Consider the following 12,588-nt stretch of genomic DNA (forward strand, 5'->3'; position numbering starts at 1 on the left):
TCGCATCCTGAAACGGACTAGCGGCCGGAGTCGTACAGCGTGCGCACCTCCGCAGCCGTCAGCGCGCGGTCGTACACGTGCACCTGGTCGACCGTCCCGTCCAGGATGTCCACCTGGTTGCCGCCGAACTTGGCCCGGCCGATCACGGTGTTGCCGGTCGAGGTCGAGTCCAGGCTGCAGGCGCTCTTGACGGCGACGAGTTGCCCGTCCACGTACAGCCGCAGCTCACCCTCGACCACGTCACGGACGCCGGTCAGCTGGTACCACTGATCCGGGTTCGGCTCACGCTGGCGGAGTAGTTGCCGCTGGTGTCGAGCAGTGCCGCACCGGTGTCGGCGAACTGCCCGGATCCGTTCAGGGCGAGGCCTTGGCCGTTCTTGCCTTCGGCAAAGGTTGATCCGCCGATGAGTGTCGCATCGTTGTTGCCTACGACATCTTCCCCGGTCCCGTCGAGCGGGCAGAAATGGATGCCCGTCGGCACCTGGTGTGCCGGGCGCACTGGTTGGCGGACTTGAGTACGTCGCGCTGGTTCTCGACGTACCGGCGGGTGAGCGTCGCCGAGTCGGGGGTCATCTCGTACGCGAACCCGGCTGAAGTCGCCGGTCTGCCTCGGCGGCTCAGGATCATGTCGCCACCGGGATGCTGATCCAGGACGGGTCACCGGTCGGCGAGCTGAACGTGACCGAGGTGCCGATCACGCTGCGCCCGAGGTACCGCGGGTCCACCGTGTCCACCACGAGGACCAGGTGATGGCCGGCCGGCACCTCCCAACTCGTCGCCTCGAGTCTGACGTCGATCGGCACCGCCTTGCCGGGTGTCGCGTCCCGGAGCGTCAACGGTTTGTGCGAGATCAACGAGCCGACTCCGAGCGCGTCGACGTCGCACAGGTAGGCGAACAGCGAGGTGTTCGAACCCGACGGCTTCACCGTGACATGGAGCGTCGGAGTCCCGTTGACGACAGCGCCACTGGTGTAGACCGGGCCGGACCAGACACCGGCGAACGACCGATCCACCAACGGCGTGACGACCCCGGTCGGAATCGACAGCAACCCTTGCAGCGCACCGGAAACCAGCGCCACACCACTGTCCGCGATGGTCGGTACGCCGGCCGCGATCCCGCTCGTCCACCCGGTCGACGACTGCGGTTGCAGGCTGCCGGTCCGCGTCAATCCGGTCGGCTTCGTCAAGTACGACGTACGCGGCTGGCCGACCGCGGCCCAGTCCGGGTAGTCGCGCCAGACGCCACGTTGCGACTTCAGCTGGACCGGTGCTTCCGCATCGGCGCCGTTGTCCGCGCCCGTCAGGTAGTGCCGCAACCAGGCCGCGAGCTCGTCCCAGGTCTCGTTGGGCAAGCCGATCGCGCCGGTCACCTCAGGCGTGGCGTGATCGCCGTGCGCGAGTAGCAACCGCTTCGGGCCGGTCAGCCGGGTGAAGAAGTCCGTGTACTGCGAGGGCGGGAAGATCGAGTCCTCGAAGGCATTGGCCAGGAATACTGCCGGCTTCTTCGCGTTGATCTGGTCGACCATCGTCGCGGCCGACCGTTGCGGCGACAGCTGCTCGGCTTCAGCGATCGCACCGTCGAAGTCCCCCGTGACGAACTTGGTTTGCAGTGACGACATTTCCGGACCGGGCCGGCCGGTGATGTTGCCGAGGGCAAGCAGGCCGGCGACGGACTGCAGAGCGACCGTCCGGTTGGGATTGAGCGACCCGATCAGATCGGCCCAGCCGCTCATCGCGCCGACCGCCTTGATCCGTGGATCCTGCGCGCTCGCGAGCAGCGACGTACCGGCGCCGTACGAGATCCCGACCGCGGCGACCCGGCTGGTGTCGGCCGGGGTGTGCGCGGCGGCCCAGTCGATCACCTTGCTGACGTCGGCAACGGTCGGCGGGCCGGCGATGTCGATGCCGCCGCCGGAGTCCCAGAAGCCGCGACTCGAGTACGAGATCACCTGGAACCCGGCGGTCGCCAGCTTCGTGCCCTGACCGACGTACTCGACGTTCGGCACACCCCAACTCGACGGCATCACCACGAGCGGGAACGGCCCGTCGCCCTGCCCGGTCGGTGTCAGGACGACGGCGCCGAGCTCCGTTCCACCGGCGCCGGGGATGCGCTGGTACGACGTACTGAAGCCGGGCGCGGTCTGGTCGGCTTCCGCACGGGAGGCGACGGTGACCAGGGTGAGAGCGACAGCGAGGGCGGCTGCGAGTCTGCGCACGGCATGACCTCCGGCTTGGGAATTACCGGAGGGTAACCACAAAGCTACCGCTGTGTCACTACCTCGGCACAGTGAGTGTCGGATTGACGCCGGTCGCCTCGATCGACCACCCCCAGAGCCGCTTGGCGAGCTCGGGGTCCTGCGCTGTCCGGGTGGGAGGCACGAGCTTCGGGGCGCCGCGGTACTCGAAGAAGCCAGGACCGGCGTACGAGCCAGGCTGCAGATCGGGCTTCGTCGCGGCGTAGAGACTCGGCCAGGCGCCGGCGGCCGCGGACTGCGCGAACAGCCGGTTCCCGATGCCCATCAGCCGCGCCATGTACTCCTGCCCGGCCAGCTCCGGGCCGGCGGCCTGCAGGTGGGTGGAGGCGTAGCCGGGGTGCGCTCCGGCGCTGAGCAGACTGACGCCGGCCGCACGCGCGCGGCGGTCGAGCTCGAGCATGAAGAGGAGGTTGGCGAGCTTGGACTTCCCGTACGCATCCCACTTCCGGTAGCCGCTCGCCGGGGGCCGGAAGTCCTCCTGCGTGATCCCGCGAACCGTCTTGTGCATAAAGGAACTGACCGTGACCACGCGTGGGTCCGGTGCCTTCAGCAACAACCCGAGCAGGCGCCCGGTGAGTGCGAAGTGACCGAGGTGGTTGGTGCCGATCTGCAGCTCGAACCCGTCCACGGTCTGCCGGTACGGCGTCGCCATCACGCCGGCGTTGTTGACCAGCAGATCGAGCTTGTCGTAGGTCTTGGTGACCGCGTCGGCGGCCTTCTCGACACTCGTCAGATCGGCCAGATCCAGCTCGACGACGACCGGCTCCCGGCCTGCGGCTTGGGCGAGTTGTCGAGAGGCCTGCTCAGCCTTCCGCGGGTTGCGCGCGGCGATCAGTACGTCGGCGCCACGTCTGAGCAACTCGAGCGCGGTCTCGTAACCGAGTCCGCTGGTGGCGCCCGTCACGAGCGCCCGTCGTCCGGTCAGGTCGGGGATGTCGGCCGTACTCCAGGTCATGGGGCCTCCCGGCCTGGACTGAGGAGCGCAGGGAGCGCAGCGACCGGAGCGACGAGGGAAGGCCGGGAGTTAAAGCCCCATGACCCGCCGCTCCGGAGGCGCGGCATCAATACAGTCATGCGCCCCCAGTAGTCGTGGGCGCACAACCTGGTGCTGCCGTCAGAGAATCTTGCGTGCCGTGAAGGCGTTGGTGACCTGCTGCGCGGCGGCCTTGCCGTAGAGCAGGCGGGCGGCCTGGACGGTGTCCTGCGCCGCGGCGGCGAAGGAGGTGTCCGGGTCGTAGAAGAAGGTCGCCTCGAGGATCACCTTGTTGGCCTTGGTCCGGCCGAGGGACTGGTGGATGTCCCACAACGCGCGCGACCAGATCTCACCGTCGTCGTGCACCTCGCCGACGATGTCGTCGGTCGTCTTGTTGCCGTCGGTGCGACGCAGGCAGTGCGGCTCGGTGGACGTGTACGACGTCGCGTCCCAGTCCATCACGCACGGCAGCTCGAAGCCCCTGCTCACCGGCACCGACATCGTGACGGCCCAGTAGTCGCCGAAGCCTTCACCGATCGACCCCGCCTCGAGCGTCTCGCCGAAGCCCGGAACGATGTCGTCCTGGATCGCGTGACCGTACTCGTGCCAGATCACCTCGGCGTCCTCGGCGTCGTCGACGCCACCGTCGCCCATGGTGATCATGTCCGTCGACGGGTCGTAGAACGAGTTGTCGTCGCGGATCGTGTCGATGGAGAAGTCCTGCGACTCGTTGTTCGCGTCGGTGAAGCCCAGCTGCTGGATGTACTCCTGCGCCTGGTTCGTCTGGTAGTACGCCATCACCTGCTCGAACTTGTTGTTCGCGCGTTGGTAGATGAACGTGTTGTTGTCGCTCTTGGCGAGTCCACCGTTGCCCTTGGCGATGTTGACGAAGGTGCCGTTGAGCCGGCCGGAGCCGTCCAGGTTGCGCAGTACGACGTTCTTCTGCGCGACGAACAACGCGTCCTGGTTCGCGTCGTTCATGTCGGTCAGCTTCTCGTTCCGCTCGCTGACCACCGGGTTCGGGTCGAACACCGAGCCGCGACCGTCGATGTTGTCGCTGATCACCTTCGACTCGACCATGCTGCCGGTCTTCGCGTCGACCAGTGACCGGCTCACACCTTCGGCCGACCTGCTGGTCACGTTCCACACCAGGCGGGCGTTCGGGCCGCCGATCACGGCGAGCTGGGCCGCGCCGCTGGTCGCGGCCGGCGCCGGCGCGATGGTCTTGTTCGGTGCGCCGATCCGGGCCCGCTGCGCCTTGGCGCTGACCACGGCGTTGGCGGTCTGGGTCGCGGTCGCCGGCTGCACCGCCGCGCTCACGTCCAGGTTCGCCGGTACGGCGTCCCGTCCGTCGGCGACCTGTACTCCGCCGGCCTTCGTCACGTGCTTGGCGTAGTACCCGTTGATCACAGGCAGGCCCTTGAAGGTCTGCTGATACCAGTAGTGCTTGCCGAGCAGCGACGTCTTGGTCTTGATCAGCTTGAGTCCGCCCGGGTTGGCTGCCGCGGCCTCCGGCGCGGCCCCCGCGGCGCTGGTGAAGGACAACCCGAGCGAGATGGTGGCCAGTCCGGCGGTGACGGCCACGACCGCCTTACGGCGTTTCGTCATACGTTCCCTCCCACGTTCGTGTTGCGTAACGCAACAACTACGATCCGTCGAGACACTAGTTCGGGTTGACCGTCGGGGGAAGCGGAAGTGCGCGGTATTCCGCGTCATTTCGCGGTCGCAAGGGAAAACCCTGTCATCCCCTGTCGTCGCCGGGTCATCCCCCGGCGAGCAACCGGATCACGCTTGGGAGGACGGCGACACCGACATCCGGGTCGATCGCCCGCTGAACTCCCAGACCGACTCCCAGGCTGAGCAGGGCCGTCGCACAGTCCGCCGCCGGCATCGGGAGCGTGATGCCGAACTCCTTCGCGTGCTGCTCGAGGAGCGCCGTGACGGCGTCCCGGATCTGCGCGTTGCGCTCGGCGAGCTCCCGCCGTACGCCGTCGTCCTGGCGGGCACGGGTCGCGAACTCGACCTCGAACACCGTCCAAGCAACGTCACCGATGGTCGCGTCGGCCCAGCGCTGGAACGCCTGCAGCATCGCCTCGAGGGTCTTGGCGCCTTCCAGCGCGACCGCCATCCGGTGCGCCTGGTCGGCCCGGATCGCGTCGACCACGGCCAGGCAGAGCTCGTCCTTATTCCGGAAGTTCGAGTAGACGGCGCCCTTGGAATAGCCGGCCTCGTCGGCCACCTTCTCCAGGCTCGTGGCGGCGTAGCCGTCGCGCAGGAACAGCTCGGTCGCGGTCGCCACCAGCGTCTCGCGGGTCCGCGCCTGGCTCTCGGCGCGCGTCATCCTCGGCATGCTCCGACTCTAATGCTTTGGGTATTGGCATTCTTTTAGTATTCGGATACCGTCGGTTTCTGACTTCACGGAGGTGTCCATGGACGTGGTCGTGGTCGGCGCTGGAGCGTCGGGGATCGGGGCGGCGATCCGCCTGTTGCAGGCGGGGATCACCGATTTCGCGGTGCTGGAGAAGTCGCCGGCACTCGGTGGGACCTGGCGGGACAACACGTATCCCGGGTGCGCTTGCGACGTACCGTCGGCGCTCTACTCGTACTCGTTCGCGCCGAATCCGTCGTGGTCCCGGGCCTTCGCCGGCCAAGCGGAGATCCAGACCTATCTCGCGGAGACCGCGCGGCGGTACGGCGTTCTGCTACACCTGCGCTGTGGTGTCGAGATGCGGCGGGCGGACTGGGATCCGGTGCGCCAACTCTGGTCGGTCGAGACCACCGACGGCTCGATCGAAGCACGGGTACTGATCACTGCGACCGGTCCGTGGCACGAACCACTGATTCCCGCTATCCCAGGCACCTTCGACGGACCGGTCTTCCACTCGTCGCGCTGGGATCATTCGGTGGATCTGACCGGCAAGCGCGTTGCCGTCATCGGTACGGGCGCTTCAGCGGTGCAGTTCGTGCCGGCGATCCAGCCGATCGTGGCGTCGTTGCAGCTCTTCCAGCGGACCGCGCAGTGGGTGCTCCCGAAACCCGCCCACTCCGTCCCGGCTGCCGAACGGTGGCTCTTCCGCCGCCTCCCGTCCGCTCAGCGCCTCCTTCGCCGGCTTGAGTATTTGGGGATGGAGGCACTCGGCCTCGGCTTCCGGCACCCGTGGATCATGCGAGCGGTCCAGCAGATCGGGCTTCTGCATCTTCGGCGTTCGGTGCCTTCGGCATCGTTGCGGGAAGCTTTGAGGCCGTCGTACACGCTTGGTTGCAAGCGAATACTGATGTCGAACACGTACTACCCGGCACTTGCCCAGAGCAACGTTTCGGTCCATTCGACAGCGGTGGCGTCCTTCGATGGGCGGACCGTGGTCGGTGCCGACGGGACGCGGGTCGAGGCGGATGTGGTTGTCCTCGGCACCGGGTTCAAGATCCTCGATCTCCCGGTGGCGACACGGGTGCACGACGAGGGCGGCCGCAGTCTGGCCGATCACTGGCAGGGCAGTCCACAGGCCTACCTGGGTACGGCGGTGGCGGGCTTCCCGAACTTCTTCAACCTCCTGGGGCCGAACCTCGGTACGGGCCACACGTCCGCCTTCATGATCCTCGAGTCGCAGTTGGATCACGTGGTGGGCGCGGTGTCGGCGCTGTTGTCTCGCGGGTGGTCGAGTCTCGACGTACGTCCGTCGGCGCAGGCGTCGTTCGTTGCCTCGGTCCAGACGGCCTTGCGTGGAACGGTCTACGAGACCGGTGGATGCGCCAGCTACTACCACGATGCGAACGGGCGTAACAGCTTCAGTTGGCCGTGGTCCACCCATCACTTGCGAACCCGAGTCGGCCACTTCGACCCAGCGGCCTACACCATCTCCGCACCCTTGAAGGTCGCCCGATGAAGCCCATGGACCTGTCCCACTCCGTCGTCCTCATCACCGGCGGAGCCCGAGGCATCGGCCTGGCCACCGCACAAGCTTTCGCCACCGCCGGCGCCACCGTCTACACCGGCGACCTGGATACGACCCTGCCCCCAGGCGCTCCCGATGCCTCCCCTCAGCCCCGCGGCTCGGCCATCGCCGGCAGCATCTCTGGGCCCTGGCCGCTCGACGTCACCTCGCACGACTCCTTCGCGAGGATTGTTGACAATGTGATTGCTGACACCGGCCGCATCGACATCCTGGTCAACAACGCGGGCGTCATGCCCCTCGGCCATTTCCTCGAGGAACCCGACGAGCTCAGCCGCACCACCCTCGACGTCAACCTCTGGGGCCTGATCCACGGCCTGCGCCTCGTCCTCCCCCACATGATTGCCCAGGGCAACGGTCACGTGGTCAACCTCGCCTCGATGGCCGGCAAGATCCCGTTCCCCGGGATGGCCGTCTACAACGCGTCGAAGTACGCCGCCGTCGGACTGACAGCCGCCGTACGCCGAGAACTCCGCGGCACCGGCGTCACGGTCAGCGCCGTACTGCCGAGCGCCGTCCGCACCTCACTCTCCTCCGGCGTCCGCCTCGGCGGTCTCCTCCCCACCGTCGACGCCGCCGACGTGGCCGCCGCCATCCTCCGCACCTGCCACACGCGCCAGGCGGAGGTCGCCGTACCCCGCTGGCTGGCTGCCTGGAAGGTACTCGACGGCCTGACCCCGTCGTCGCTCATGACACTCGGTCGTCGCCTGGCAGGCGACGACCGCGGCCTCACCGCCGACGCCACCGCACGCGCCGCCTACACCGACCGCGTCGCCACCTTCACTCACTCGCGAGAGGCTTAACCGGGTAGTCCCGCAGCACGAGCGACGTACTGACCACCCCAAGCCGCCCGATCGCATCAACCACTTGCTCCAACCGGCCCGCATCGGACGTGTGGACGTCGAGCAGGAAGCAGTCCTCACCAGTCAGCCGGTACGTCGCGGTCACCTCGGGGAGGCCGGCGAACAGTTCGAGCGCCGCCGGAATCCGCGCATGCGTCGTCCGCACCCGCACCACCGCGTGGATGTTCAGTCCGACCCGCGCCGGATCGACCACAGCCCGATATCCAGTGATCACCCCGGACCGCTCGAGCCGCTGAATCCGCGCCGACACCGCCGGCTGGGACAAGTTCACCTTGCGGCCGATCTCGGCGCCACTCAATCGCCCATCGGCCTGCAGGATCGCGAGGATCTCCCGATCGATGGAATCCAATGAATTCGTGTTCGCTTCGCTCATCTGCCTTCAATCCATCAGCTCGCACACTTCCGTCCCGATGATCAGCCCCATGATGGCAGCACTCATCACTCACTGGGAGCTGTCTCATGCGCTTCATCATCGTCCCCGGCCTCGATGGCTCCGACCACCACCACTGGCAGTCCGCCTGGGAGTCGAGCTGGCTCCCCAACGCCGCCCGCATCACGCCGGCGTCCTGGACCGACCCGGACCGGGACGACTGGACCACCGCGATCGACCACGCCGTACATCACCCCGCTGCGCGTTCGTCAGGTCAGCGGCGTAATCCCGCGGACGATGACGTCGTCCTGATCACGCACAGCCTCGGCTGCCTCGCTGCCACACACTGGCTCACCACATCGCCCTCGCCCACAGTGCGAGGAGTCTTCCTGGTGGCACCACCGGACCCACTCGCACCCACGTTCCCGATCCCGCTTCTCGACACCTTCATCCCGTTCGAGGCCGCTGAGTTGCACGTCCCCGCCGTACTGATCGTCAGCGAGGACGACCCGTACTGCACGGTCGACGCCGCCAACCGCCTGGCCATCGGCTGGGACGTACCCCTGATCAGCGCCGGCCGCCAAGGCCATCTCAACTCCGACAGCGACCTCGGTCTCTGGCCGGCCGGTCAAGACCTCCTCACCAGCTTCCTCGCCGGCCTTGGCCACCCCCGCGCGACCCCACCGCGATCACTCGCGGCAGACCGTCGTACCCGATAGCGGACGGAACCTGACCGCTTCGTCTCCTAGCGTTGGATCCGCACCCACGAGAGGATCAGCCATGACGAAGTTGAGTCTGCAGGCCCTGAACCGCGCCACGCTGCACCGCCAGTGGCTGATCGAGCGCCACGACGCGACCGCGTTCGAAGCGATCGAGCACCTTGTCGGTATGCAGGCCCAGTCGCCGCTCGCGCCGTACGTCGGGCTGTGGACGCGGCTGAACGGATTCCAGCCCGCCGAGCTCGTCAAGCTGCTGGAGGAGCGTGAGGTGGTCCGCGGTTCGATGATGCGGGCAACGATCCACCTGATGTCGAGCCGCGACTTCCTCGCGTTCCGCCCGCTGATCCAGCCGCGGCTCGAGCGCGAGGTGTTCCAGAACATGACGTACGGGCGGCACCGTCTCGAGGGTCTCGACATCGACTCCGTGCTCCAGGCCGGCATCGACCGCATGACCGAGGGCCCGGCGACCGCCGTCCAGCTCCGCGAGCACCTCGCCCCACTCTGGCCCGACCGCGAGCCCGCCGCGCTGGCCCACGCCGTACGCTGCCTGCTCCCCACGATCCAGACCCCACCCCGCGGCATCTGGGGCAAGGGCGGCAACCCCGCCATGTCCACCGCCGATCTCTGGCTCGACTCCCCCGTCGACCCTGACCCCTCGGTCGACACCCTCGTCCTGCGCTACCTGGCCGCGTACGGCCCCGCCTCAGTAGCCGACGCCCAGAACTGGTCCGGCCTGACCCGCCTCACCGAAGTCTTCGAGCGCCTGGACCTCCGCACCTACACCGACCTCGAATCCGGCCGACCCCTCTACGACCTCCCCGACATCACCCTCCCCGCCGAAGACACCGAGGTCCCCACCCGCTTCCTCCCCGAATACGACAACCTCCTCCTCTCCCACGCCGACCGAACCCGCTGGATCGACACCGCCACCCGCCAACGCCTAACCCTCCAAGAAGTCCTCACCAAAGGCTCAATCCTCCACAACGGCCAAGCCCTAGCCCTCTGGAAACAAACCAAAAACACCAAGGACAAGGCCGCTCTGGAGATCGCGCCCTTCGTCAAACTCACGCGAGGCGCCCACACCGCCATCGAATCCGAAGCTCACAATCTCCTGGCCTTCACCAGCCCAAACGCCACCCACGAGATCGAGTACACCGAGGGTTAACCAGCAGGCAGGGCAGAAGTCAGCCCCAAGCCTGAGGCGGAATTCCTGCCGCCTGCTCGAGGGTGTGCACGCGTTCGATCAGGGAGGGCGTGCTTGACATCACCTGGGCGCGGCGGCTGGTCTCCCGACCAAGCATTTGCTGATGCTGCATCTGCCAGCCGTACAAGACTTGGACAAGGGTCGCGCCGTACCCCAGCATCGCCGCCTTCCGATCGGCCTCCTTGACCTGCCAGCGGTTCAGCCAGGCAAGGAACGGCGGGGCGACGAACGGAGTCAGGAACAGGACCGGCCAGATGTAGCCGTGGCCGAAGGTGAAGGCCGCAAGGGTGATGCCCGCATAGGCCATGACGAGGAACGCGCCGATGATGCAACCGAGCGCCGGTACTCGCCTCATCAGTCGAGCGACAGCTCTCACTCCGATCAACCCGCAGCGGGCCGGGATCGAGTACCAGAAACTGATGAGGCTCAACCATGCCCGGCCTCCCAGGTGATGACTCAGCTCGTGAGCCAGGGCGGCCTCCAGATGCTGCGGGGGGAGGGTGTAGAGCGCCCATCTCGTCACTGCGACCGTATGGCCAGGGGGCGGAGTGGCGCTGACCCCGTCCGACTCTTGGATCCAGAGGGTGAATCGGCCCGCGGGCACGCCTGCGCGGCGGAGAAGCTGCTGCCACGCCGGGCCCAATCGCTGTTGCTCGACGAGTGTGGGTTTACGGAAACGGAAGAGGTACCTCGCCAGCAGTTCCTCTGTCGAGGGTAGGAAGATCAGAGCTCCGGACAGGATCCAGAGCACGATCACGATCCATCCCCAGGTGAACCCGATGGCGCCCGCGATCCAGATGACCAGAACCAGGCTCCAGAAGAACCACGGCACCGCCGACAGCAATGCCGTCCACGCCGAAGGCTCTGGCAGACCGCGGCTGTGACCTGCTTGCTCGCGTTGGTGGTCGCCGGGGCCTGGGAGTTGTGCCCAGTTTGGGGTTGGTGGGATGCCGCCGCCCTGTGGGCCGGGGAAGGGCGGTTGCATTGGCCCTGGGCCTGGCCCAGGCCCCTGGGACCCGTTCTGGTCGTTGGGGTCACCGGGGCCGGTCATTGGGTGTTCTCCTTGTGGAGGTCGGGTGGATGGGGGTGCAGTCCATTATCAATACACGGACACGTGGACGTGGTCGAAGTGGCCGCCGGTGGCGTCGGTGGGGTTGTAGACGCCGCCGCCGTTGTAGGGGATCCAGGTGCCGCGGCGGGCGGACCAGATCTTGCCGTACCAGATCACGTAGTGCACGCCTGTTTGCGCTGCGGTCTTGACCGCCCAGTTGGCGATCTGATCGCCGCGAGCCCGGGCCGGCGCCGACTTTCGTGCATCGGTACCGACCATGACGTCGCAGGCTTTGCCTCGGGGATGGTCGCTCGTGGGGTTCCAGACATGTGCATCCCAGCAACTCATGCTGAGGGTGCCGAGATTCTTGCGCGCCTCGGCGACCCAGGCCGCCGTACGCGGAGTGACCATGCCGCCAGTGCCACTCGGATCAGTCACCGTCGCCTGCTGTTCGGGCCAGACTCCGTTGACGGGCTGCCCGTCGACCAGGCCACCGCCGCTGTCTCCACAGTTGTCGTCCTGCTGAAGACCTTGGTCGGCGGAGCCCGGAGGAGCCGCGCCGGCGCGACCTGCGTAGGGGTTGCCGGATCGAGTGAGGTCGATTCCGGCCGCCGCGGCGATCTCGCGTGCCTCCTGCTCGCGCAGCGCGTAGCGGTCCGGGAACGCAGAGACCTGTACGGTCTGGGCCGCGTCTCCGAGGGCCATCGACGGCCACCCGTTGATGTCCACCAAGCCAGGCGGGCTGGGCGGCTGGGAGCCGCCGAAGAACGCCTCGGCGGCGTAGTGCGGATCCAGGATGTCGTCTCTCGATCCCCAGCCTGCGCCGGGGCGCTGCTGGAAGAGGCCGACGGAGTCCGCATCGCCGTACGTGAGGTTCTGCAGATCCGACTCCACCAGTGCCGTCATCAACGCGATGAGCGTCGCCTTACCCGGCAAGCCGCGTTCCACAGCGACCTGGTCGATGAGTTTCGCGAACGCGATCTGGGTGGCACGAAGCGGTCCGTTGGGATTCGGATTGTCGGCCTGCCCCGGTATCCCTGGAAGGCAGGCGGCCTGCGGCTTCGTGGAACCTCCGAACGGCGCAAGCATCAGCAAGCTTGCGATCCCGATGACCGCGAGTGCTGCTGCACCCTTGACGAGCATGCCTCTGCTCGCGACCGACAGCAGACCTCGACCGAGATCACGCTCGTCGAACATCGCGGT

At 67.3% G+C, this 12,588-nt stretch carries 13 protein-coding genes; 4 read left to right on the forward strand and 9 right to left on the reverse strand.

Features of this window, described 5'->3' with window-relative positions; all coding sequences use genetic code 11:
• Positions 1 to 17: 17 nt before the first annotated feature.
• From AB0E63_RS22390 to AB0E63_RS22415, 6 genes are all read right to left on the reverse strand, one after another.
• Positions 18 to 239 carry a LamG-like jellyroll fold domain-containing protein gene (locus AB0E63_RS22390; protein ID WP_360369274.1) on the reverse strand — a complete coding sequence of 74 codons (222 nt, stop codon included), beginning with the start codon at positions 237 to 239 and terminating at the stop codon, positions 18 to 20.
• A 14-nt stretch (positions 240 to 253) separates the two neighbouring features.
• Positions 254 to 481: a hypothetical protein gene (locus tag AB0E63_RS22395; protein WP_360369277.1), complete on the reverse strand. Its 228-nt coding sequence runs from the start codon at positions 479 to 481 to the stop codon at positions 254 to 256.
• Between the two features lie 142 nt (positions 482 to 623).
• The gene (locus AB0E63_RS22400; RefSeq protein ID WP_360369280.1) at positions 624 to 2,216 is read right to left on the reverse strand and encodes an alpha/beta fold hydrolase; all 1,593 of its coding nucleotides are present in this window, start codon (positions 2,214 to 2,216) and stop codon (positions 624 to 626) included.
• A 58-nt stretch (positions 2,217 to 2,274) separates the two neighbouring features.
• A complete protein-coding gene (locus AB0E63_RS22405; RefSeq protein WP_360369283.1) occupies positions 2,275 to 3,210 on the reverse strand; it encodes an oxidoreductase in 936 nt (311 codons plus the stop codon).
• Between the two features lie 159 nt (positions 3,211 to 3,369).
• Positions 3,370 to 4,836, reverse strand: coding sequence for a M4 family metallopeptidase (locus AB0E63_RS22410; protein WP_360369285.1), 1,467 nt, complete (start codon positions 4,834 to 4,836; stop codon positions 3,370 to 3,372).
• Between the two features lie 154 nt (positions 4,837 to 4,990).
• On the reverse strand, positions 4,991 to 5,578 hold the full coding sequence (locus AB0E63_RS22415; protein WP_360369288.1) for a TetR/AcrR family transcriptional regulator: 588 nt from the start codon (positions 5,576 to 5,578) through the stop codon (positions 4,991 to 4,993).
• Between the two features lie 79 nt (positions 5,579 to 5,657).
• Between AB0E63_RS22415 and AB0E63_RS22420 the strand changes: the two genes are divergently transcribed.
• Both AB0E63_RS22420 and AB0E63_RS22425 read left to right on the forward strand, forming a co-directional pair.
• Positions 5,658 to 7,112, forward strand: coding sequence for an NAD(P)/FAD-dependent oxidoreductase (locus tag AB0E63_RS22420; protein ID WP_360369291.1), 1,455 nt, complete (start codon positions 5,658 to 5,660; stop codon positions 7,110 to 7,112).
• On the forward strand, positions 7,109 to 7,981 hold the full coding sequence (locus tag AB0E63_RS22425) for an SDR family oxidoreductase (protein WP_360369294.1): 873 nt from the start codon (positions 7,109 to 7,111) through the stop codon (positions 7,979 to 7,981). Before AB0E63_RS22420 ends, AB0E63_RS22425 begins: the two co-directional genes overlap by 4 nt.
• On the opposite strand, the gene AB0E63_RS22430 is transcribed toward AB0E63_RS22425, so the two are convergent.
• The gene (locus tag AB0E63_RS22430; RefSeq protein ID WP_360369297.1) at positions 7,959 to 8,414 is read right to left on the reverse strand and encodes an Lrp/AsnC family transcriptional regulator; all 456 of its coding nucleotides are present in this window, start codon (positions 8,412 to 8,414) and stop codon (positions 7,959 to 7,961) included. The two genes, AB0E63_RS22425 and AB0E63_RS22430, sit on opposite strands and share 23 nt — an antisense overlap.
• Before the next feature lie 86 nt (positions 8,415 to 8,500).
• Between AB0E63_RS22430 and AB0E63_RS22435 the strand changes: the two genes are divergently transcribed.
• Both AB0E63_RS22435 and AB0E63_RS22440 read left to right on the forward strand, forming a co-directional pair.
• A complete protein-coding gene (locus AB0E63_RS22435) occupies positions 8,501 to 9,130 on the forward strand; it encodes an alpha/beta hydrolase (protein WP_360369300.1) in 630 nt (209 codons plus the stop codon).
• A 61-nt stretch (positions 9,131 to 9,191) separates the two neighbouring features.
• On the forward strand, positions 9,192 to 10,295 hold the full coding sequence (locus AB0E63_RS22440) for a winged helix DNA-binding domain-containing protein (RefSeq protein ID WP_360369303.1): 1,104 nt from the start codon (positions 9,192 to 9,194) through the stop codon (positions 10,293 to 10,295).
• 19 nt (positions 10,296 to 10,314) lie between these two features.
• On the opposite strand, the gene AB0E63_RS22445 is transcribed toward AB0E63_RS22440, so the two are convergent.
• The gene (locus AB0E63_RS22445; protein ID WP_360369306.1) at positions 10,315 to 11,178 is read right to left on the reverse strand and encodes a M48 family metalloprotease; all 864 of its coding nucleotides are present in this window, start codon (positions 11,176 to 11,178) and stop codon (positions 10,315 to 10,317) included.
• Between the two features lie 255 nt (positions 11,179 to 11,433).
• Positions 11,434 to 12,582, reverse strand: a complete 1,149-nt coding sequence (locus tag AB0E63_RS22450) for a hypothetical protein (RefSeq protein WP_360369309.1) — start codon at positions 12,580 to 12,582, stop codon at positions 11,434 to 11,436.
• Positions 12,583 to 12,588: the final 6 nt, after the last annotated feature.

It is taken from the genome of Kribbella sp. NPDC026596, from assembly GCF_040638415.1.
In the GTDB taxonomy this organism is placed as follows: Bacteria; Actinomycetota; Actinomycetes; order Propionibacteriales; family Kribbellaceae; genus Kribbella.

Bases quoted from the DNA above. Each gene is read 5' to 3' on its own strand.
- AB0E63_RS22405 (WP_360369283.1), bottom strand. From the start codon at position 3,210: ATGACCTGGAGTACGGCCGACATCCCCGACCTGACCGGACGACGGGCG.
- AB0E63_RS22410 (WP_360369285.1), bottom strand. From the start codon at position 4,836: ATGACGAAACGCCGTAAGGCGGTCGTGGCCGTCACCGCCGGACTGGCC.
- AB0E63_RS22415 (WP_360369288.1), bottom strand. From the start codon at position 5,578: ATGCCGAGGATGACGCGCGCCGAGAGCCAGGCGCGGACCCGCGAGACG.
- AB0E63_RS22420 (WP_360369291.1), top strand. From the start codon at position 5,658: ATGGACGTGGTCGTGGTCGGCGCTGGAGCGTCGGGGATCGGGGCGGCG.
- AB0E63_RS22425 (WP_360369294.1), top strand. From the start codon at position 7,109: ATGAAGCCCATGGACCTGTCCCACTCCGTCGTCCTCATCACCGGCGGA.
- AB0E63_RS22430 (WP_360369297.1), bottom strand. From the start codon at position 8,414: ATGAGCGAAGCGAACACGAATTCATTGGATTCCATCGATCGGGAGATC.
- AB0E63_RS22435 (WP_360369300.1), top strand. From the start codon at position 8,501: ATGCGCTTCATCATCGTCCCCGGCCTCGATGGCTCCGACCACCACCAC.
- AB0E63_RS22440 (WP_360369303.1), top strand. From the start codon at position 9,192: ATGACGAAGTTGAGTCTGCAGGCCCTGAACCGCGCCACGCTGCACCGC.
- AB0E63_RS22450 (WP_360369309.1), bottom strand. From the start codon at position 12,582: ATGTTCGACGAGCGTGATCTCGGTCGAGGTCTGCTGTCGGTCGCGAGC.